Source organism: Pseudescherichia sp. (assembly GCF_032052675.1).
Classification (GTDB): domain Bacteria; phylum Pseudomonadota; class Gammaproteobacteria; order Enterobacterales; family Enterobacteriaceae; genus Pseudescherichia.
On the sequence record NZ_DAMBWA010000006.1, the window covers coordinates 163,536 to 183,296 of the forward strand.

Annotated in this window: 22 protein-coding genes and 1 tRNA gene; 13 read left to right on the top strand and 10 right to left on the bottom strand. The window is 58.4% G+C overall.

Annotation, left to right across the window (positions count from 1 at the left end):
- The first annotated feature begins 52 nt into the window (after positions 1 to 52).
- A complete protein-coding gene (gene yccX, locus RTX96_RS10565; protein ID WP_312670931.1) occupies positions 53 to 361 on the top strand; it encodes an acylphosphatase in 309 nt (102 codons plus the stop codon).
- Here yccX and tusE read toward each other — a convergent pair.
- The gene (tusE, locus tag RTX96_RS10570; protein ID WP_268108461.1) at positions 358 to 687 is read right to left on the bottom strand and encodes a sulfurtransferase TusE; all 330 of its coding nucleotides are present in this window, start codon (positions 685 to 687) and stop codon (positions 358 to 360) included. The genes yccX and tusE overlap by 4 nt on opposite strands.
- 87 nt (positions 688 to 774) lie before the next feature.
- Positions 775 to 1,434 (bottom strand): FtsH protease modulator YccA, encoded by a 660-nt coding sequence (gene yccA / locus RTX96_RS10575; protein WP_103819596.1) that lies wholly within the window; start codon positions 1,432 to 1,434, stop codon positions 775 to 777.
- A 270-nt stretch (positions 1,435 to 1,704) separates the two neighbouring features.
- Here yccA and RTX96_RS10580 point away from each other — a divergent pair, with 270 nt between their 5' ends.
- The 6 genes from RTX96_RS10580 (at position 1,705) to RTX96_RS10605 (ending at position 6,417) form a co-directional block, all read left to right on the top strand.
- On the top strand, positions 1,705 to 3,333 hold the full coding sequence (locus tag RTX96_RS10580; protein ID WP_312670932.1) for an ABC transporter substrate-binding protein: 1,629 nt from the start codon (positions 1,705 to 1,707) through the stop codon (positions 3,331 to 3,333).
- Between the two features lie 131 nt (positions 3,334 to 3,464).
- A tRNA-Ser gene (locus RTX96_RS10585) sits at positions 3,465 to 3,552 on the top strand.
- A gap of 129 nt (positions 3,553 to 3,681) precedes the next feature.
- Positions 3,682 to 4,542, top strand: coding sequence for an aldo/keto reductase family oxidoreductase (locus RTX96_RS10590; RefSeq protein ID WP_312670933.1), 861 nt, complete (start codon positions 3,682 to 3,684; stop codon positions 4,540 to 4,542).
- Between the two features lie 24 nt (positions 4,543 to 4,566).
- A complete protein-coding gene (locus RTX96_RS10595) occupies positions 4,567 to 5,397 on the top strand; it encodes a DMT family transporter (RefSeq protein WP_312670934.1) in 831 nt (276 codons plus the stop codon).
- A gap of 150 nt (positions 5,398 to 5,547) precedes the next feature.
- Positions 5,548 to 6,087: a hypothetical protein gene (locus RTX96_RS10600; protein ID WP_312670968.1), complete on the top strand. Its 540-nt coding sequence runs from the start codon at positions 5,548 to 5,550 to the stop codon at positions 6,085 to 6,087.
- Positions 6,088 to 6,243: 156 nt separating this feature from the next.
- A complete protein-coding gene (locus RTX96_RS10605) occupies positions 6,244 to 6,417 on the top strand; it encodes a hypothetical protein (protein ID WP_312670935.1) in 174 nt (57 codons plus the stop codon).
- 179 nt (positions 6,418 to 6,596) lie between these two features.
- Here RTX96_RS10605 and RTX96_RS10610 read toward each other — a convergent pair whose 3' ends face one another.
- From RTX96_RS10610 to hpxO, 3 genes are read right to left on the bottom strand one after another with little or no spacing between them, the layout of a single operon-like run.
- Positions 6,597 to 7,565 carry a PDR/VanB family oxidoreductase gene (locus tag RTX96_RS10610; protein WP_312670936.1) on the bottom strand — a complete coding sequence of 323 codons (969 nt, stop codon included), beginning with the start codon at positions 7,563 to 7,565 and terminating at the stop codon, positions 6,597 to 6,599.
- A gap of 13 nt (positions 7,566 to 7,578) precedes the next feature.
- A complete protein-coding gene (hpxD, locus tag RTX96_RS10615; RefSeq protein ID WP_312670937.1) occupies positions 7,579 to 8,616 on the bottom strand; it encodes a molybdenum cofactor-independent xanthine hydroxylase subunit HpxD in 1,038 nt (345 codons plus the stop codon).
- 38 nt (positions 8,617 to 8,654) lie between these two features.
- Positions 8,655 to 9,809: an FAD-dependent urate hydroxylase HpxO gene (gene hpxO, locus RTX96_RS10620; protein WP_312670938.1), complete on the bottom strand. Its 1,155-nt coding sequence runs from the start codon at positions 9,807 to 9,809 to the stop codon at positions 8,655 to 8,657.
- Between the two features lie 280 nt (positions 9,810 to 10,089).
- On the opposite strand from hpxO, the gene RTX96_RS10625 reads away from it, so the two are divergent.
- The 3 genes from RTX96_RS10625 to uraH are packed head-to-tail and all read left to right on the top strand — an operon-like array spanning position 10,090 to position 12,270.
- Entirely contained in the window at positions 10,090 to 11,469 is a 1,380-nt protein-coding gene (locus RTX96_RS10625) for a nucleobase:cation symporter-2 family protein (protein WP_312670939.1), read from the top strand.
- Positions 11,447 to 11,947: a 2-oxo-4-hydroxy-4-carboxy-5-ureidoimidazoline decarboxylase gene (gene uraD / locus RTX96_RS10630; RefSeq protein WP_312670940.1), complete on the top strand. Its 501-nt coding sequence runs from the start codon at positions 11,447 to 11,449 to the stop codon at positions 11,945 to 11,947. Before RTX96_RS10625 ends, uraD begins: the two co-directional genes overlap by 23 nt.
- A complete protein-coding gene (gene uraH / locus RTX96_RS10635) occupies positions 11,944 to 12,270 on the top strand; it encodes a hydroxyisourate hydrolase (protein WP_312670941.1) in 327 nt (108 codons plus the stop codon). The genes uraD and uraH overlap by 4 nt, the downstream gene beginning before the upstream one ends.
- Here the strand turns inward: uraH and guaD are convergent.
- Both guaD and RTX96_RS10645 read right to left on the bottom strand, forming a co-directional pair.
- Positions 12,250 to 13,575, bottom strand: coding sequence for a guanine deaminase (guaD, locus tag RTX96_RS10640; protein ID WP_312670942.1), 1,326 nt, complete (start codon positions 13,573 to 13,575; stop codon positions 12,250 to 12,252). The genes uraH and guaD overlap by 21 nt on opposite strands.
- 98 nt (positions 13,576 to 13,673) lie before the next feature.
- Complete coding sequence (locus RTX96_RS10645; protein WP_312670943.1) at positions 13,674 to 15,170, bottom strand: NCS1 family nucleobase:cation symporter-1; 1,497 nt, start codon at positions 15,168 to 15,170, stop codon at positions 13,674 to 13,676.
- Between the two features lie 144 nt (positions 15,171 to 15,314).
- Here RTX96_RS10645 and RTX96_RS10650 point away from each other — a divergent pair, with 144 nt between their 5' ends.
- The 3 genes from RTX96_RS10650 to puuE are packed head-to-tail and all read left to right on the top strand — an operon-like array spanning position 15,315 to position 17,721.
- Positions 15,315 to 16,031 carry a GntR family transcriptional regulator gene (locus tag RTX96_RS10650; RefSeq protein WP_312670944.1) on the top strand — a complete coding sequence of 239 codons (717 nt, stop codon included), beginning with the start codon at positions 15,315 to 15,317 and terminating at the stop codon, positions 16,029 to 16,031.
- A complete protein-coding gene (hpxA, locus tag RTX96_RS10655) occupies positions 16,031 to 16,774 on the top strand; it encodes an allantoin racemase (RefSeq protein WP_103819583.1) in 744 nt (247 codons plus the stop codon). The genes RTX96_RS10650 and hpxA overlap by 1 nt, the downstream gene beginning before the upstream one ends.
- A 14-nt stretch (positions 16,775 to 16,788) precedes the next feature.
- On the top strand, positions 16,789 to 17,721 hold the full coding sequence (gene puuE, locus RTX96_RS10660; RefSeq protein ID WP_103819582.1) for an allantoinase PuuE: 933 nt from the start codon (positions 16,789 to 16,791) through the stop codon (positions 17,719 to 17,721).
- Positions 17,722 to 17,792: 71 nt separating this feature from the next.
- Here the strand turns inward: puuE and hpxZ are convergent, their stop codons facing one another.
- The 3 genes from hpxZ to hpxX are packed head-to-tail and all read right to left on the bottom strand — an operon-like array spanning position 17,793 to position 19,755.
- Positions 17,793 to 18,179 (bottom strand): oxalurate catabolism protein HpxZ, encoded by a 387-nt coding sequence (gene hpxZ / locus RTX96_RS10665; RefSeq protein ID WP_103819581.1) that lies wholly within the window; start codon positions 18,177 to 18,179, stop codon positions 17,793 to 17,795.
- Complete coding sequence (locus RTX96_RS10670; protein ID WP_312670945.1) at positions 18,176 to 19,570, bottom strand: AtzE family amidohydrolase; 1,395 nt, start codon at positions 19,568 to 19,570, stop codon at positions 18,176 to 18,178. The genes hpxZ and RTX96_RS10670 overlap by 4 nt, the downstream gene beginning before the upstream one ends.
- Positions 19,567 to 19,755: an oxalurate catabolism protein HpxX gene (hpxX, locus tag RTX96_RS10675; RefSeq protein ID WP_312670946.1), complete on the bottom strand. Its 189-nt coding sequence runs from the start codon at positions 19,753 to 19,755 to the stop codon at positions 19,567 to 19,569. The genes RTX96_RS10670 and hpxX overlap by 4 nt, the downstream gene beginning before the upstream one ends.
- Positions 19,756 to 19,761: the final 6 nt, after the last annotated feature.

Here is a 19,761-nt window from a genome sequence, read left to right on the forward strand (position 1 = left end):
AAAAATTCCGCTGGCAGCACTACCCTTAGTGAATCAGAGAAGGAGTGTCACCATGAGTGAAGAGAACAGAACCAACGTAAAACCGTCTGCCTGCGTTAAATGCTGGGTTCACGGCAGCGTTCAGGGGGTTGGCTTTCGCTACAGTACCCAGCGTGAGGCACATCGTCTTGGCTTGACCGGCTATGCACGCAATATGGATGACGGCAGCGTTGAGGTCCTTGCCTGCGGCGACGAAGAGAAGTTAGCCGAGCTGATCGAGTGGCTGAAAGCAGGGGGGCCGCGCAGCGCCCGGGTCGACAACGTCTTAACCGAGCCGCATCAGCCCACCAGAGAGTGGACCAACTTTGGGATCCGCTACTAAATGCACTTCACCGGCTTAGGCAGGCCAGCAATTTTGGTAGCCTGCTTGGCCGGGCCTTTAGGAAAGAGGCGGTAGAGGTAGCGGCTGTTGCCTTTCTCCTCGCCAAATTTGTTTGCCATCGCCTTTACCAGCATACGTATTGCTGGCGAGGTATTAAATTCCAGATAGAAGTCGCGCACGAAGCGCACCACTTCCCAGTGCTCAGGCGAGAGGGTAATGGCCTCCTGCGCCGCAATGACCTCCGCGAGGCCTTCGCTCCACTGGCTGCTCTCTTTTAGATAACCGTCGTTATCGGTCTCTATCTCTTTACCTTCAAAACTCAACATAGTCATTCACGAATCAGCTAAAAACCGCTGCAGTGTAGCAAAAAACAAAGCCCCGCATAAGCGGGGCTTGAGGGGAGGCGTGAGCGGTTAGTTGCGGCTCGAGAAGCCCAGGATGCTCAGCAGGCTGACAAAAATATTGTACAGCGAGACGTAGAGGCTAACGGTGGCGCGAATGTAGTTGGTTTCGCCGCCGTGAATGATGTTGCTGGTCTCATAGAGGATTGCACCGGTAGAGATCAGGATAAACACCGCGCTGATGGCCAGATGCAGAGCCGGCAGCTGCAGGAAAATGTTTGCCACCATCCCAATCAGCACCACCACGATCCCCGCCATCAGCATCCCGCCGAGGAAGGACATATCTTTGCGGGTAGTCAGCACGTAGGCCGAACAGCAGAAGAAGGTAAGTGCAGTACCGCCCAGCGCCAGACCAATCAGATCGCCCATTCCCGCGGAGAGGTAGGCGTTAAGCATCGGCCCAAGGATGTAGCCCAGGAAGCCGGTAAAGGCGAAGGCAGCCAGAATACCAGCAGGTTTATCCGCCAGCTTGTAGGTCAGGAACATTAAGCCGTACATGCCTACCAGGGTCAGGATCAGCCCCGGCGAGGGCAGGCCCAGCACCGTGCTGGCGGTCGCGGTAATCGCAGAGAACGCCAGCGTCAGGCTGAGCATAAAATAGGTGTTTCGCAGCACTTTATGCGTGCTGAGCAGCGATGTACGCCCGCGTGAAGCGCTAACAATACGATCCATGAGTCACTCTCTTATGACAGATGTAATTAAGGATGAAGGATAGGTAAACAGAGCGGCAGCTGAAAGCGGTTTTACCCATCTTTACCCAAACAACAATAACTTACCGACAGCATAGTCTCCTTTAAATTGCGCTTTGGCTAGTGCAATCGCGCTTTTGCACCCTCTAAACAGATCAACCTCTTATAGGTGCCTGAAAAATATTGCCTTCCTGCCTGACGGACGCTAAGAGTGTCAAGGGTATCGTTAATCAGTACATTATTAAGGCATAATATGAAACCACAGACAGGTCACCGTTTTGCCCTCTCACTGCTGGCAACGGGCATAATAAGCATAAGCACCGCTACGCTGGCGGCACAGGTTCCGGCGGGAACGACCCTTGCGGAGCAGCAAACGCTGGTGCGCAACAACGGCAGCGAGCCTGCGTCTCTCGATCCGCATAAGGTAGAAAGCAACGTCGAATTCGATATTATCAGCGACTTATTCGATGGGCTGATTGCCATCAGAAAAGACGGCAGCGTAGAGCCGCGTCTGGCAGAGAAGTGGGATAACCAGGACAACACCGTCTGGACCTTCCATTTGCGACCGGGCATCACCTGGTCGGACGGGACGGCCATCACCGCCCAGGATGTGGTCTGGAGCTGGCAGCGTCTGGTGGATCCGGCTACCGGCTCCCCGTATGCCACCTATCCAGGCAATATGCATATCGTCAACGCAGCGGATATTGCCCAGGGGAAAAAGGCCCCGGATACGCTGGGCGTGAAGGCGCTGAACGATACCACCCTACAGGTTACCCTTAATCAGCCTACGGCCTCGTTCCTCCCTATGCTGGCGCACCCGTCGCTGGTGCCGGTTGATAAGGTACTTATTGGCCGCTATGCCGAGAAGTGGACTAAGCCGGAGCACTTCGTTGGCAGCGGGCCGTACAAAATCACTGACTGGGTGGTGAATGAGAAGATTGTCGCGGTGCGCAACCCCCGATATTGGGATGATAAGTATACCGTCATCAACACCGTTACCTATCTGCCAATCAGCTCCGAGACTGCCGACGTCAACCGCTACAAGGCGGGCGAGATCGACATGACCAACACCATTCCGGTTAACCAGTTTGCTCAGTTGAAAAAGACCCTGGGCGCAGAGGTACATATCACGCCGCAGCTGGCGACCTACTACTACGAGTTCAATACCACGAAGCCACCTTTTAACGACGCACGGGTGCGCCGGGCGCTGAATATGGCGCTGGATAAAGATATCATTGCCGATAAAGTGATGGGGCAGGGGCAGCGCCCGGCATGGGTCATCAGCCAGCCGGAGATCGGCGGCGTAACCATTGCCTCACCGGACTACGCCTCCTGGCCACGGGAGAAGCGCATTGCCGAGGCGAAAAAGCTGCTGGCGGAAGCCGGGTTCGACGCGGCGCATCCTTTAACCTTTAACCTGCTCTATAACACGATGGAGACCCACCAGCGCATCGCCATCGCCGCCAGCTCAATGTGGCAGAAAAACCTTGGCGTGACGGCGAAGCTGCAAAATCAGGAGTGGAAAACCATGCTTGATACCATGCACACCGGCAACTTCGACGCCGTGCGCTATGCGTGGATAGCGGATTACGACGATGCGGCAACCTTTCTGAATACGTTCCGCACCGGCGACAGCGAGAACACCTCCCTGTACAGCAACCCGGCCTATGACGAGCTGATGCACAGCGCGGCGAAGGCGCAGGACGTAGGCGAACGCGGCAAGTTCTACCAGCAGGCGGAGGCGATTCTGGCGCAGGACGTGCCGGCGATCCCGGTTTATCACTATGTCAGGGCGCGTTTGGTGAAACCGTGGGTAGGCGGGTTCGATCCCAACAACCTTGGCTACGTCTATACAAAAGATCTCTACATCACCAAACACTGAGCATTGTGCTGATTTAATGGTCAATATGCTGTTCTTTCAGCCGATTAGCAGCATATTGCTTGTTTTTCAGGCAAACGGATAACGCAGGGGTTTACACGGCGCATGGAGGTGTTTATAGTGCGCCTCATTCCGGAAGTGTGGCCGAGCGGTTGAAGGCACCGGTCTTGAAAACCGGCGACCCGAAAGGGTTCCAGAGTTCGAATCTCTGCGCTTCCGCCAAATACGGAATAGCCCTGCGATAGCAATATCGCAGGGCTTTTTTGTTTTGCGGTCTTTTACCCTGCGGTTAGATTACGACAAGGCGTTCCTGGGGTGTACAATCAATGCACACTCACACAGGAGATCACCATGTCAAAACCCATTATGCGTTACCGCCTCGGCGATCGTGAAGTGAACCGTTTAGGCTATGGTGCTATGCAGTTGGCGGGTCCGGGGGTTTTTGGGCCTGTTAAAGATGAAGCACGGGCCATTCAGGTCCTGCGTGACGCCGTCGCTTCTGGCGTTAACCATATTGATACCAGCGATTTTTACGGCCCGCATGAAACTAACCGGCTGATTAAAAAAGCGCTACATCCTTATCCTGACGATCTCTGCATCGTGACGAAAGTTGGCGCCCGCCGCGATGAGAAAGGCGGATGGCTCCCGGCATTCACTCCGGATGAGCTGACGCGTGCGGTAGAAAGTAACCTGGAAAACCTGGGGCTGGACGTTATCCCCGTCGTCAATCTGCGCAGCATGTTTAATGTTCATCATCCCGAGGAAGGTTCGCTGGAAAGGGAGCTGGAAACGCTGATTAAGCTCAAAGAGCGCGGACTGATCCAGCATATTGGTCTAAGTCATGTCACCGCCAAACAGGTCGCCGACGCACAAAAAATGACGCCCATTGTCTGCGTTCAGAATATGTATAACCTTGCCAACCGGCAGGATGATGCGCTGATCGATGGGTTGGCCGCACAGGGCATCGCATACGTACCGTTCTTCCCGCTCGGTGGTTTCTCGCCTTTACAGTCCGCACAGCTTAATGATGTCGCCGCCGAATTACAGGCCACGCCGATGCAGGTTGCGCTCGCCTGGTTACTCAAACGTTCACCCAACATTCTGTTAATCCCCGGCACGTCGTCGCCGCAGCATTTGCAGGAGAATCTGGCAAGCGCGCAATTAACCCTGTCGGACGCGGTGATGGAAAAATTGAACGGGGTAAGTATCTAAGCAGCCGCCGGCGAAGGGAAACTGATGAAAAAATTTTTGCTTATCGCTTTTACCCTGATGGCCTTCGCCGCAAACTCTGTTCTGTGCCGTATCGCGTTGCGCGAAGGGCATGCCGATCCTGAAACCTTCAGCGCTCTACGCCTGCTGGCAGGGGCGGTCGTGCTGCTGCTTCTCCAGCTGGCTTCACGTGGATGGGGTGGCATCCGCTGGAACGTGGTCAACGCGGGCCTGCTTACCGCGTATGTTTTTCTCTTCTCGCTGGCCTATGTTCACCTTGATACCGCCACCGGCGCGCTGCTGCTTTTCGGTGCCGTTCAGATCTGTATGGTGCTGTGGGGAGTAGGGCAAGGGGAAAAAACGGGGCCGCGTAAACTGGGTGGTATTGCTGTCGCCGTGGCGGGCATCGCGATTTTACTCCTGCCGGGCGCCAGCATGCCCTCTACGGTGCCTGCTATTATGATGATCGCCTCCGGGCTGGCATGGGGTGCTTACTCAGTGAGAGGCAAAAGAGTAACTGACCCAATCGGCGCCACCGCCGGCAACTTTCTTCTGAGCGTGCCGATTATCGCCACGCTGTTTCTGCTCTCATCGGATCACGCCTTAGCGGATAAGTGGGGCATCCTGCTGGCCCTCGTTTCCGGGGGGATTACGTCCGGGATGGCCTATGTCCTCTGGTATGTCATTGTCCGCGACATCTCATCCTCAACGGCCAGCACCCTGCAACTGAGCGTACCCTGTCTGGCCGCGCTGGGCGGCACGCTGTTCCTGGGAGAGGTCCCGAGCATCCGGATGCTTATTGCCGCCGTGCTGGTGCTGGCCGGAATAGTGATAGTGATTGCTGCCGATCGGCCTTGAATGCGTATATGGCGCTCTTATTTTTATATGAATGGGCGAGCCAAAATGCGAGGCGCTGAGAGATTATTAACTTTTACCAAGACGGAACGGCCTTTGCCCTGAGGAAGAGAGTACAATTAGCCTCTTGCTACCACGGAAGATGAGGTGCTGATGCTAACCCTGGATGAGATCGGGCAATCTGTCCGTAGCAACACCCAACTCGTTATCGATCATGCTGGTTTACCGTTAGTGATAGGTCCAATCAGCGATGAGGACTATCGTGTTTTATGTGGCGGGTATGGTCAGCTTGAGTGGGACGATGCCTTAAACACCTGGGGCAACGATCCTGAAAAATTCGAATTTTGTATTAAATTAGTTATGCAAGGCGCTGTTCAGGGAATACCTGCGGGCGCTGCAATATGTATTTATAGGGTTAAAGAGAAGCTCTTCCAAATTCACCTTATAGAAAGGTTTACGCGTGACGATGAAGAGCATCCGCTAAACGGGCGAATGGTATTGATTACGCTTATGAGCACTTACATTTTCTGTAAAGCAGTTGAATGTGAAATTGTTCATATAGTAGAGCCTGTACCCGAACTTCATGAATTCTATGCCTCTTTCGGTTTTGCAATTGAAGGCTGCGGCTACATAATGTCAAATTCAGTATCTGCACTCGAAAACGTATTTACCAAATTTGCTCAATTAGGGTAGACGGGATCCCGCCAGGAACGATAGGATTGAATATGTGTTTATCTGATTGGTAACATGCAGATGTTACCAATCAGTAGAGTCAATTGGTAAAGGTTACCATTACCGGCTACCTTTCAATTAAAGAAGTTACGAGACATACTGGTCTCCGAGGTAACCATGAAAACTCAAAAAGCAACCAAGCCACAGGCAACGTTCGACACGATGAAAGCATTCGCAGGTATGGGTGCTGCAGTTGAAGTTCTGATGAAGGCTGCACCTGGCGCGTTCACTCACGCTACTGTTTCGGGTAAAGAACAGCAAGGTAAGCAGCGTCGTTGTAAAGCAGCATAAACATAGCTGGTGCTTTTTGAAAAACCCGCCACTGAGCGGGTTTTTTATGCACAAGAGAAAAGCTCAGCGCACCTCGCTGAACCTCAAACCTTGTTTAGGTCCCAGCATCGCCTCAGGCTGTTTCTTATCTGGCATGCCAAACTGTTCATAAAAACCACTTTCTATAAGCCAGAGCCAATCTACAAATCAATCACTAAATTCCCCGACGTGCTCCGGGAGCAGCAGAGCGCAATCTGCTGCCTGGCGGCGCTTTTCTCCGCGTCGGACTGCACCGTATCCCGGTGATCGACAACGCCGTCAATCACCGGCGTCAGGCAGGCACCGCAGATCCCCATCTCACAGGAGAGCGGAACCGCGACGCCGTTATCCATTAATACCTGAGCTATGCTTTTATTCGCCGGGACCGGCCAGCTTTCACCTGATGATGCCAGGGTAACGGTAAAGGTTTCTGTTTCTTCATGAGCAGCAGGCCTAACCACCGGCTGGAAGGCTTCGGTATGGATCTGCGTCTCCGGCCAGCCCGTGGCCAAAGCCGCCTCGCGTACCGCCGTCATAAACCCTGCCGGCCCGCAGGCGTACAAGCGCGAAATACCTTCGGGTGCGGTAATCGCGTCGGCCAGGGTCCGGCGTGCGCTCCCCCCGGCATCGGAACGGTGGATAACGCACACGCCGTGGTTCAGCGGCTGCGTCAGTTCGCGGATAAATGCTGCATCTTCACGGCTTTTCACATAGTAGTGCAACTCAAACGGTCTGCCTGCCGCCTCCAAATGCAGCGCCATCGCATAGAGCGGCGTGATACCAATTCCGGCCGCGAGCAGCAGCACCCGATCCGCCTCCTGCAATGGAAAGAGATTGCGCGGCGGCGAGATCAGCAGCCGCTGTCCCGGACGCAGAGTCTCATGGATATAGCGCGAACCGCCCCGGGAAGCGATCTCCCGCGCCACGCAGATAAGGTAGCTCTCCGCTGTTGTGCAGGCCCCGGTCAGGGAGTACTGACGGATAATTCCGCAGGGCAGATGCACGTCAATATGCGCCCCCGGCTGCCAGTCGGGCAGCGGTGCGCCATCCTCCGCCATTAGCCTGACCGCCAGGCTCCTCTCTCCCTGACGCCAGATCCCATCGACAATTACTTCCAGTACGTCGCTCATTATTATCCTCCCGCTACACCAGGAAAAACTCACCAAAACCCATCTTCTTCAGGCCGCGCCGATAGGCGATCGAGCTACGATCCGCCGGTATATGCGCCTCCAGGGTTAAATCCAGCGGCAGCCGCTCCGGGCGCTGGGTCTCCACCATCTGGCGATCCTCTTCAAACACGCGCAGGTTAAAGGCGTGGACCTCCTCAACCGGAATATGCAGGTCAAAATTGCGGGCGATAGGGGCAAACATACGCGTAATCCGGGACGATACCGGCGAGGCGGCATTCATGATCGCCAGACGATCTTCGCCAGGAAAATGGATTGTCAGCGTGGCGGTAAAGGGCAGATGCATCTCAAACCGGCGCAGCCACTGGAATCCTTCAGGTGCGCGGTCGCGTGCGCTGGGCGCATAGTTGCTTACCGAACTCCAGTAGTCGGCAACAAAGCCGAACGGCGTCTCCTGGGGTATGTAGTCCGGCACCAGCTGATTATTGGCATCGGCAAAGGTATCGGTGTGCACCCAGGCGAAGTGGGCCACGTCGAGAAAGCCCTCTACCTGACGACCGGCAAAGCCGTTGACCTGAAAAGCTGGACAGTTGATCTGCTGAAAGCCAGCGTCATCCCAGTGCGGCATGGTCGGCAGCGGCATCGGGTTATCCGGGTCAAAATCCAGGCAGGTCCAGATCAAGCCGTAGCGCTCCTCTACCGCATAGCAGGTGAGGTTAAGCTTCGCCGGTACGGCCTGGCCCGGACTGGAGGGGATACGGTTGCAGCGGCCATCCTCCCCGAAGCGCAGCCCATGATAGGGGCAGACGATCCCCTCCTCGTCGTGAAAGCCGAGAGTCAGCGGGACGCCGCGATGGGGACAGACGTCGCGGGCGACCACTACCTGATTTTTGATGCGATAGATCACCAGCTGCTCATCCAGCAGCGTAGCCTTTACTGGCGCGGGGCCGACGTCGCAGGCGCGGGCAACGGGATGCCAGCATTTAGCCAGGCGTAACCAGTCCTCTGGCTCAAAGGTGCAGTGGGCGGGTGGCGTGGGGCGTTCTCTTGTCATATTTTTCTTCCTGCTCATAAAGGGTCTGGAGCAGAGCGTTAGCCTAACGGCCCGCCCTGAATGGTGTCGCACATGCCGTTGATGATGCGCTCACCGGTCTCCTCCTTCAGCTCGGCATACCAGGCCTGAGTCAGCGCCATATCTTTGCCGTGGGTGATATCGCACCGCTTGCGGGCCTTCAACACCAGGTCACGTACCCGATCGCAACGACGGGCTTCGTACTGGCGCAGCGCAGTAGGGATGTCGTTGGTTTCACGGAACATCTCTCCCAGCACGACCGCATCCTCCATCGCCGCGCAGCCGCCCTGGCCAATATCCGGCGTGGTGCTGTGTCCGGCATCGCCCAGCAGCGCGACTCTGCCGCGCACCAGCGTGTCGAACGGTTCGATATCATGGATCTCAATACGGTTGGTGGTGTTGGGATCGAGAGCAGCAATAAGCGCCTGCACCTGCGGTGCCCAGCCGGTAAAGTAGCGGGTGAGATCCGCGCGCAGGGTGCGGCGGTCCTCCGCCAGTCCGGCGGGCAGGGGAACGTCAAAGAAGAAGTAGAAGCGTCCGCCGGAGACCGGCATCAGCGAAACGCGCTTGCCTTCGCCAACGAAGGTCGTCCACTGGTCCGCCGGGGCAAGATTTTCATCTATCTCTACCAGCCCATTCCAGTTGACGTAGCCCGCGTAGCGGCGCTCGGGGGTATAGCCCAGCACATAAGGACGCAGCGCCGAGTGACTACCATCGGCGGCAATAAGAAAGTCACCGTTGGCGGTGGTGCCATCGGTAAACCAGACGGTCACGCCCGCATCGCTCTCCTCGGCGCGAACCACCCGCTTGCCAAACTGCACGCTATCGCGCCCCCAGAAATCAAGCATCTCGCGCTGTAGCTCAGCGCGGGAGACGGGGCAGGGGCGGCTGCCGGTCCGCGCAATCAGTGGGGCAAGGCTAAACTGGGTTAGGGTCTCGCCCTGACGGTAATCTTTATAGGCCATAAAGCGCAGCGGGCCGCCCCAGGTTTCCATGATCTCGCCCATGCCGAGATGGTTCATGCACTTCACGCCGTTAGGCCAGACGGAGATAGCCGCGCCGACCGGCTTGATCTCTTTTACCGCCTCAAATACCTCGCAGGCAATACCGGCGTTTTTTAGCGCCACGGCTGCGCTCAGGCCACCGATTCCTGCGCCGATCACTAATGCTTTCATTCTCGTCTCCTTTTGCAAGCGTGTTAAAGCTGGAGCAATTTGCGTACCAGGTTGCGCAACCGCCTGAGACAGGCGCTGCAGAGAGAGAAGGGTGAAAGGCTGCACATTTGTGGTGCGTTATTGCGCAATGCTTGCCTTGTTGTGAATCAAAAATTTCCAATGTGGCTACTAAGAATCGTAAGTTTCATTGCGCAACGTCGGGATTGGTTGGATGAAGAGGACTCTGGCCTGCTTTGTGCATAGAAGGTGTAACGCTTATTCACAACGGGATGGAACGATCATGTCTGATGAAAAGAACGGCACCCTGCTTTATGGACTGGAGCAGCGGATCCCGCCGCTTCCGGCTTTTTTCAGTGCTCTACAGCACGTGCTGGCTGGGCTGGTGGGGATCATCACCCCGCCGCTGATTATCGGCGCGACTCTTGGGCTGGGAGAGTGGATGCCCTATCTGATTAGCATGTCTCTGCTGGCGTCCGGTATCGGCACCTTTCTCCAGGCCAACCGCGTCTGGGGCGTTGGGGCAGGGATGATCTGCATGCAGGGAACCAGCTTTGCTTTTCTCGGCGTGGCGATTGCTGGCGGGATGTGGGTCAAGGGGCAGGGCGGCAGCGCCCAGGACGTAATGGCCATGCTGTTTGGCGTTAACTTTGTTGCCGCGCTGGTGCCGGTTATCGTCAGCCGTTTTATTGAGCCGCTGAAAAAGATCTTTACGCCGGTGATCACCGGCAGCGTGATCGCCCTGATTGGAATTAGCCTGATCAAGGTCAGCGTTATCAACTGGTGCGGCGGTGAGGGGGCAAAAGATTTCGCCAGCATGAGCAATATCGCCCTTGGCGCGGGGACGCTAGGGATCATTGTTCTGCTGAGCTGCGCAAAAAATCGCTGGCTGCGGCTCTCCTCGGTGGTAATTGGTATCGCCGCAGGCTGCGTGGGGGCGGCGCTGAGCGGTAATTTTCACCTTAGCGGCATTGGCGAGACCTGGTTCCGCGTTCCGTCGCTGTTCCCGTTTGGCTTTCAGTTTAACAGCGCTATCTTTTTGCCCATCGCCCTGGTCTCACTGGTCTGTATTCTCGAGGCGGTAGGGGACCTGACCGCCAACTGCCTCATTTCACGGCAGTCCATTGATGATAGAGCGTTCCGTTCCCGGCTCAAAGGTGGGATCCTGGCCGACGGCATCAGCTGCATGGTTGCCGCGATGCTGTGTGCCTTCCCCAATACCACCTTTGCGCAGAACAACGGCGTGATCCAGATGACCGGCGTCGCCAGCCGCTACGTCGGGCGCTATATCGGCGTTATCCTGATCCTGCTGGGGCTGTTTCCGCCCTTCGGTGAGATCCTGCGTCAGATCCCAACCCCGGTGCTGGGCGGAGCGACAATGGTGATGTTTGGCTGCGTGGTGGCCGCGGGGATCCGTATTATTACCCAGACGCCGCTGACACGCCGGGATATGCTGATTGTCGGCCTGGCGTTTGGCTTCGGGCTGGGCGTGGAGGCGGTACCGACGTTTCTCACCCATTTCCCGCCAATTATCGGCAACCTGTTTGGCTCGGCAGCGACCAGCGGCGGACTGGTCGCCATTGTGTTGAACCTGATTATTCCAGAAGAGAAACTGACCGCTGCGGCGGCAAGGAGCAGTGATGATCGCCCTCAAGCACTTTAATCAGCTGGATAACGATGCGGCGGCGGCCCTGATAGCGCCATGTGTGGCCATCCCGACGTGGACGGCGGCGCTGGTGCAGGGGCGTCCCTATGCGGATCGCCCTGCGCTGCTCGGCGCAGCGCGGGAGCTCGCGCAGGCGTGGGGCGAGGCGGAGCTGGTGCAGGCGCTCAGCGCCCACCCCCGGATCGGCGAGAAGCCTGGCGGCCAGCAGGCGCATGCTGCGCTGTCACGCCAGGAGCAGGGCTCGGTCGACGCCAGCGACGCTCGCCTCGCGCAGGCGTTAAGGGAGGGCAACGCCCGCTATGAAGCGCGTTTTGGCCGGGTATTCCTGATCCGTGCTAAAGGGCGCAGCGGCGAGGCGATCCTGGCCGCCCTTGAGCAGCGCCTGAAAAACAGCGATGCGCAGGAGGTTGCCGAGTCGCTGGCGCAGCTGCGTGAAATCACCGTATTACGACTGGAAGGAGCGATTAGCGAATGAGCACCCTGAGCACCCATATTCTGGATATCTCTACCGGCAAACCGGCGGCGGGCGTCACGGTTCGCTTAGTTCGTGATGAAAAGATTATCGCCAGCCAGACAACCGACGGCAACGGCCGCATCGGCGAGTTTACCCCGGCGGCGCTGCCCCCGGGCCGCTACCGGCTGGTGGCTGAGACGGGAGCGTGGTTTGCCGCAGGCGGGCGGGAGACGATCTTCCCCTGCGCGCAGATCGATTTTGTGATTGCCGGGACGGCAGAGGCACATTTCCACCTGCCGTTTCTCATCGCCCCCGGCGGCTGGTCAACCTACCGAGGAAGCTGAGGCCTGCCATACCCGCTCCCCGTTGACCCAGGTCTCGCGAATATTGCGCTCGTCCCCCAGCGTCATCAGCACAAACAGCTGCTCGTAGATATCCTTGCAGCGGCTTACTCGCAGCTGCTGGAGCGGCGTCACCGCCGGGTCAATCACTACAAAGTCAGCTTCCTTGCCCGGTTGGAAGTTGCCTATCTTCTCGTCCAGACGCAGGGCGTGCGCTCCGCCGAGGGTGGCGTGGTAGAAGGCTTCGCTGGCGCGCAGACGATAGCTTTGCAGCTGGCCCACCTTGTACGCTTCCCCCAGCGTGCGCAGCATACTGAAGGTGGTACCTGCGCCGACGTCGGTTCCGATACCCATCCGCACCCGGTGTTGCCAGCAGGCGGGCAGGCGGAACAGGCCGCTGCCGAGGAACAGGTTGGAGGTGGGGCAGAAGGCAACCGCTGAACCCGTCTCATGCAGGCACTGCCACTCGCGATCTTCCAGATGTATGCCGTGAGCAAAAAGGCTGCGCTCGCCGGTCAGGCCGTAGTGATGATAGACATCCAGATAGCGCTCGTGCTCCGGCCAGAGATCTTTAACCCACGCCACCTCGTTCGGGTTTTCACTCAGGTGGGTCTGTAGCCACGTATCCGGAAATGCCTGGCGCAGCTGGCGCACCGCCGACAGCAGCTCCGGCGTTGAGGTAGGGGCAAAGCGCGGCGTAATGGCGTAGCCGAGCCGCCCCTGCTGGTGCCAGCGCTCGATCAGCGCCCGGGTCTGCTGATAGCTCTCTTCGGCGGTTTCGGTCAGATAGTCGGGCGTATGGCGATCCATCATCACCTTGCCAGCGATAAGCCGCATGTTGAGGCGCAGCGCTTCAGTAAACAGGGCGTTGACCGACTCAGGGTGCAGGGTGCAAAACACCAGTGCGGTCGTGGTACCGTGACTCAGCAACTGCCCCAGAAAGAATTCGGCGATCTCTTTGGCATAGGCCTCGTCAGAAAACTGGCTCTCGACCGGAAAGGTATAGGTGGTCAGCCACTCCAGCAACTGCTCGCCGAAGGCACCGATCATCTCGGTCTGCGGGTAGTGCACGTGGGCGTCGATAAAGCCGGGTAGCAGCAGCTTGCCGCTCTGGTCGGTATAGCCTTTGTGTGGATCGAGATACTGTTCACCCTCCTGCCACGGCAGCAGCGCCTGAATATGGCCCTCGGCAATAAACAGCAGCCCGTCTGGAAGATAGCGCGCGTGGCGGGCAATGTCGTCGGGGCTATCGGCTACCTGGGCAATATCAAAAAACGCGCCGCGAATCGCCGTATGGTAAGCAATCATAAGCTCTGCCTTCTTGGTTTTTATCGTTGGTGTAATGAATCAGCAAAATTAGTGCCAGGTCGGGGAGGGCTGCGGCAGAGCCGCAGCCGGATGGAGGGTTACTCTTTTTGGGCCACAACGCCCGTGCTGAATCCCGTTGCGGGTGCCACGGCAACCTCTTCGCGGGCCAGCCAGCGGTACGCCACCGCACCCAGGAAGACGCCGATAAACCAGCTAAAGTTGGCGACCTCATGCAGCGCCGGGATAAAGCTGATCACCAGACCGATCGCCACCGAAGGCACCAGCGCGGCGATGGCTTTTGGATTAAAGCCGTTGCGGTACCAGTATTTGCCGTTCGGCGTATCATCAAAAAGATCGTCAACCGAGACCTGCCCACGCTTGATGAGGTAGAAGTCGGCGATCAGAATGCCAAACAGCGGGCCAATAAAGGCACCCAGCACGTCCAGGGTGTAGTGGATCAGCTCCGGGGAGTTAAACAGGTTCCACGGGGTGAGCAGAATCGAGCCGACGGCGGCGATCATCCCGCCGGTACGGAAGCTGATTTTCTGCGGCGAGCAGTTTGAGAAGTCAAAGGCCGGAGAGACAAAGTTAGCCACAATGTTGATCCCGATGGTGGCGGTGATCATAGTCAGCAGGCCAATGGCGACCGCCAGATCGTTGCCGACGCGGCTCACGGTCTCAATCGGATCGGTGATCATGCGGCCAAACAGCGACTGAGTGCCGGAGACAATCACCACCGTCACTATGGAGAAGAGCAGGAAGTTAAACGGCAGGCCCCAGCGGTTGCCGCGGCGGATCTCACCCATGCTTTTACCGTAGCGCGAAAAGTCACCGAAGTTGAGCAGCGGCCCGGAGAAGTAGGAGACCACCAGCGCGGTAGCGGTGATCATCTGCCAGGTCTGCTCTCCGACGGTCAGGGATTTGCTGGCAAGGGTAAAGGAGATGCCATCGAAGCCGGTCTTGTATACAATCCAGCCCGCCAGCGCCAGCATCACCACATAAACAGCCGGTCCGGCGATATCGATAAAGCGCTTGATGGCGCTCATGCCGTGCCAGAAGACCATCGCCTGCAACACCCACATAATGGCAAAGCAGATCCAACCAAGATGCGACAAACCGAGGAACGAACCTGTGGTCAGGGCAGAGAGCGACGGCCAGAACTTCAGTGCCACCAGCATCAGCGCGTTAGCGGCAAGGTAGGTCTGAATACCGTACCAGGCAAAGGCGATCAGACCGCGGATCACCGCCGGAATGTTTGCCCCAAAGACGCCAAACGCCTGGCGGCAGATCACCGCATAGGGCACGCCCGCCATCTGGCTGGGTTTCGCCACCAGGTTAGCGCACAGCTGCACAATGCAGATCCCCACCAGCAGGCAGAGCAGCACCTGCCAGCTCGCCAGTCCCAGAGTAAAGAAGCTCGCAGCCACCACATAGCCCCCCATGCTATGCACGTCTGACATCCAGAAAGAGAAGATGTTGTACCAGCTCCAGTTTTGATCTCGCGTCGGGGCCAAATCCTCATTACAAAGGCGTGGGCTGTAGCCCGCGGTGGAGTCAGCGGCCTTAATCGATTGCACATTTTGTCTATTTGGCATGAAACCTGCTCCTGTAAATAAAAGCGTTTTGAGATGGACTGTGGAGGGTGTTGCAGGATTTAGGCCAGAATGTTTATTTTTGTATACGAGATTTTATTTTTATGTATACGATTCGCTATCAAAAGGTTAATCCGGAGTGGAGTAATGCATAACGAAAACGGGCTGCAGGCCGCGTCAGCCCAGCAGGAGCGGGACGAATCAATCTACCAGGCGCTGATGACCACCATCGTCGAACATCAGCTCCCGCCGGGTAGCAAACTGCCAGAGGAGGCGCTGGCGGAGGTATTTGGCGTGAGCCGGACCGGGATCCGCAAGGTGCTGCAACGACTCGCCGCTGTGCAAATGGTCACCCTGACGCCCAAACGTGGTGCACAGGTTGCCAGCCCAACGGTAGAGGAGTCACAGGATATCTTCCGTACCCGCGCCCTGCTGGAGGTCGCTAACCTACCCGACGTGCTGGCCCGCTGCCAGCCGCCCCATCTCGCGGCGCTGGAGGCCATCATTCGTCTGGAGCAGCAGGCACATGAGGCTTACGACGGCCCGGCGGCGATCCGTTACTCCGCCGAGTTTCATATTCAATTGCAGGCGATCTCCGGTAACCAGGTGCTGACCGAAACGGTGACCCGCCTCAGCCAGCGCTCTTCATTAGTGATTGCGGCCTGGGGCGCACCGTGGCGCCAGGGCTGCCGCTGTGACGATCATGAGCAGCTAGTCGAGCTGCTGCGGAAGAGGGCGCTTGCGCCGTTAAGCGCTGCCCTGACGCACCACTTTGAACATATTGTCGCCAGCCTGCGCTTTGAGCGTGCTGGCGTCGCCCTGCCGGATTTTGCCCGGCTGTTTGCCCAGTTTAAGGAGCAGTAATGTCGGCTATACGCATCCAGGTCATCAATCCCAACACCAGCCAGGCGATGACCGAGACTATTGGTGCCGCTGCCAGGGCGGTAGCCGCGCCGGGTACCGAGATTGTGGCGGTCTGCCCGAGTGAGGGGGTGCCCTCTATCGAAGGCCATTTTGATGAAGCCATTGCCGCCGTGGGCGTGCTGGAGCAGATCAAAGCCGGTCGCCAGCAGGGAGTGGATGGTCATGTTATCGCCTGCTTTGGCGATCCAGGCCTGCTGGCAGCCCGTGAGCTGGCCCAGGGGCCGGTGATTGGCATTGCCGAGGCGGCGATGCATATGGCGACGCTGGTTGCCACCCGCTTCTCTATTGTCACCACGCTGCCGCGGACGCTGATCATCGCCCGCCATCTGCTGCATCAGTATGGTTTCCACCACCACTGCGCCGCCCTGCACGCTATCGATCTGCCGGTTCTGGCGCTGGAAGATGGCAGCGGACAGGCGCAGGAGCGAGTACGCGAAGGCTGCATCCGGGCGCTGAAAGAGGATGGCTGCGGTGCGATTGTGCTGGGCTGCGGCGGGATGGCGACGCTGGCCCAGGAGCTGACCCGCGAGCTGCAGGTACCGGTAATCGACGGCGTTAGCGCGGCGGTGAAGATGGTGGAGTCGCTGGTGGCGCTGGGCCTCTCTACCAGCAAGCAGGGCGATCTCGCCTTTCCGGAAGCCAAGGCGCTGAGCGGTAAATTTCAGGCACTGAATCCATTTTAATTGAGGGACTCGCAATGACCTTTTTAGACGATGACTACCCCCGCGACCTGCGCGGATACGCCGGTAATCCGCCCCACGCGCAGTGGCCACAGCGGGCGCGCATTGCCGTTCAGTTCGTGCTGAACTACGAGGAGGGGGCGGAGAACCACGTCCTGCACGGCGATGCCGGGTCCGAGCAGTTTCTCTCTGATATTATTGGGGCCGCCAGCTATCCGGACCGGCATATGTCGATGGACTCGCTCTATGAGTACGGCAGCCGCGCTGGATTCTGGCGCATCCATAATGAGTTCAGTCGGCGGGGCCTGCCGCTCACCGTCTTTGGCGTGGCGATGGCGCTGGCCCGTCACCCGGACATTGTTGCGGCGATCAAGGCGGCGGACTATGACGTCGTCAGCCACGGCTGGCGCTGGATCCACTATCAAAGTATGGATATTAACCAGGAGCGCGAGCATCTGCACAATGCGGTGCAGGTATTGACCGATCTGTTTGGTAAAGCGCCCACCGGCTGGTATACCGGCCGCGACAGCCCCAATACCCGTCAGCTGGTGGCCGAGCACGGCGGCTTTGACTACGACAGCGACTATTACGGTGACGATCTGCCTTTCTGGACCGAGGTCGCGTGCAGCGACGGTTCACACAGGCCGCACCTGATTATTCCCTATACTCTCGACGCCAACGATATGCGCTTTGCCACCGCCCAGGGGTTTAACACCGCCGAGCAGTTTTATACCTATTTAAAGGACAGCTTCGACGTGCTGTACGAGGAGGGGGAGAGCGCGCCGAAGATGATGTCTATCGGTATGCACTGCCGTCTGCTGGGCCGTCCGGGTCGCTTCCGCGCCCTGCAACGTTTCCTGGACTATATCCAGCAGCATGACCGCGTCTGGGTCTGCACCCGCCAGCAGATTGCCGATCACTGGCGGGCGGTACATCCGTTCAGGTGCTAATACATCATTGCCCGGTGGCGCTTCGCTTACCGGGCCTACAAACCGCACCGTGCCCACCGTAGGCGTCACAATTAGCTCATCACGCTCACCTGCGCGGCAACGATGCGCCAGCCGTAGGGGAAGCGCACCCACGTTTGCTGCTGACGGCCGATACGATCGCTGCCTTCGCGGGTAAATTCGGTGCTGCATACCGCATAATCTTCGCCAAAGGTGGTGATCACCGTGTTGCGTAATTCACGCTGTAGCCCCGCGGCAGAGCGGGCCGCACGAAAGGCGCGGATCTCTTCAATACCGTAGAGGTTCTCTCCGGCACCCAGCCGCACGGTGCGCGCATCGTGCCAGAACAGCTCATCCAGCACCTCGACGTCATTGCTTACCAGCGCCTCTTCGTAACGGTAGAAGGCGGCGGTGACTTCAACAAGTACCAGCGGGCGGTTAATATTTTCCAGATGTATCATATGAGCTCCACAGCACGGGCATCGGCGATACCCAGTTGTTCCAGCACCCGCGCAGCGCGCAGGCAGGCCTGTTCATTGAAAGGCGCGGCAATCAGCTGTAAACCTGTCGGCAGTCCGCTGCGGCTGCGCAGCGGTACGGTGGTTACCGGCAAGCCTAAAAACGAGATCGGCTGAGTCAGCATCCCCATGCTGGCGCGGATGGGCAGCGGCTGGCCGTTAATCATCATGCACTCCTCACCGATCGGCGTGGCGCTGCGCGGGGTAGCCGGGGCGATCAGCACGTCGGCGTGGTTGAACAGCGCCCGGAACGCCTGTTGGGCGTGGCGGCGAAAACGCTGGGCCTGTATGTACCAGGCGGAGGGGATCATCGCCCCGGCCAGCAGACGCTCCCGGGAGTGCGGTTCAAAGCGCGCCGGCTCGCGACGCAGAGCGGGAAGATAGTGATTGCCTCCTTCGGAGGCGCTGATGATAAACGCCGCCGAGCGCGACAGCTCTGCCTCCGGGAAAATCAGCTCTTCATGGGCGTCAAGGGCGCGTGCGGCACGGCTTAGCGCCTCCCGGGCGTCATCATCGCACCAGGTCGTAAAGTAGCCACCGAGCACCGCGCAGCGCAGCCCCTCCAGGCCACGATCCAACAGCGGCGCTGTCTGCTCGCTGGTGCAGTCGCGCTGAAAATCGTCATCAGGGTCGCGCCCCTGCAGCGCATCGTAGACCGCCGCCAGGTCGTCAACGCGACGGGCAAAGGGGCCGATATGATCAAGGCTGGCAACGAAGGGATGCGTGCCCGCACGGGAGAGGCGGCCAAAGGTCGGCTTTAGCCCAAAGATGCCGCACAGGGAGGCGGGGACGCGGATCGAGCCGTTGGTATCGCTGCCAAGCGAGAAGTGCACCAGCCCGGCGGCCACCGCTGCCGCCGACCCGCCAGAGGAGCCGCCCGCAATGCGCGTCAGGTCGTGCGGATTGCGCGTCGCGCCGTAGTGGCTGTTCTCGGTAGTGAAGCCGTAGGCGTAAGCGTCCATGTTCAGCATCCCGGAGAGCAACCCCCCGGCGCGCTTAAGCTGGCGTACCGCAAAGCCGTCTTGCGCAGCGGCGGGGCGATCGCTGAACAGCTGCGCTCCGGCAAGGGTAGCGTGCCCGGCGACGTCAAACAGATTTTTCACCGCGTAGGGGACACCCGCCAGGGGAGGCAGAGGCTGCCCCTCCCGGCGCAGGGTATCGATACGCTCCGCTTCCGCCAGCATCCGTGCTTCGGTTACCGCCGTCCAGGCGTTGATCTGTGGATTAACCCGGGCAATGTCATCCAGCGTCTGGCGGGCGATCTCCCGGGCGCTCACGGCCCCGCTGGCCAGCGCCTGCTGGATATCGTTAATACTCATCTCGTTAAGCATCATGCCTTATAGACTCCTGCAATCTCCAGGCGATCGTCGAGGGGAAAGGCCATCAGCGGCTCGGCCATCGCGGCGATACGGTTGAACTGGATCGCCAGCTCGGCGCGGCGGGCGTCGTCCAGCTCAATGTCGAAGATCTGTGTCATCTGCGTCAGGTAAGCGATATAGTCGGACGGTACGTTATTCATCATTTT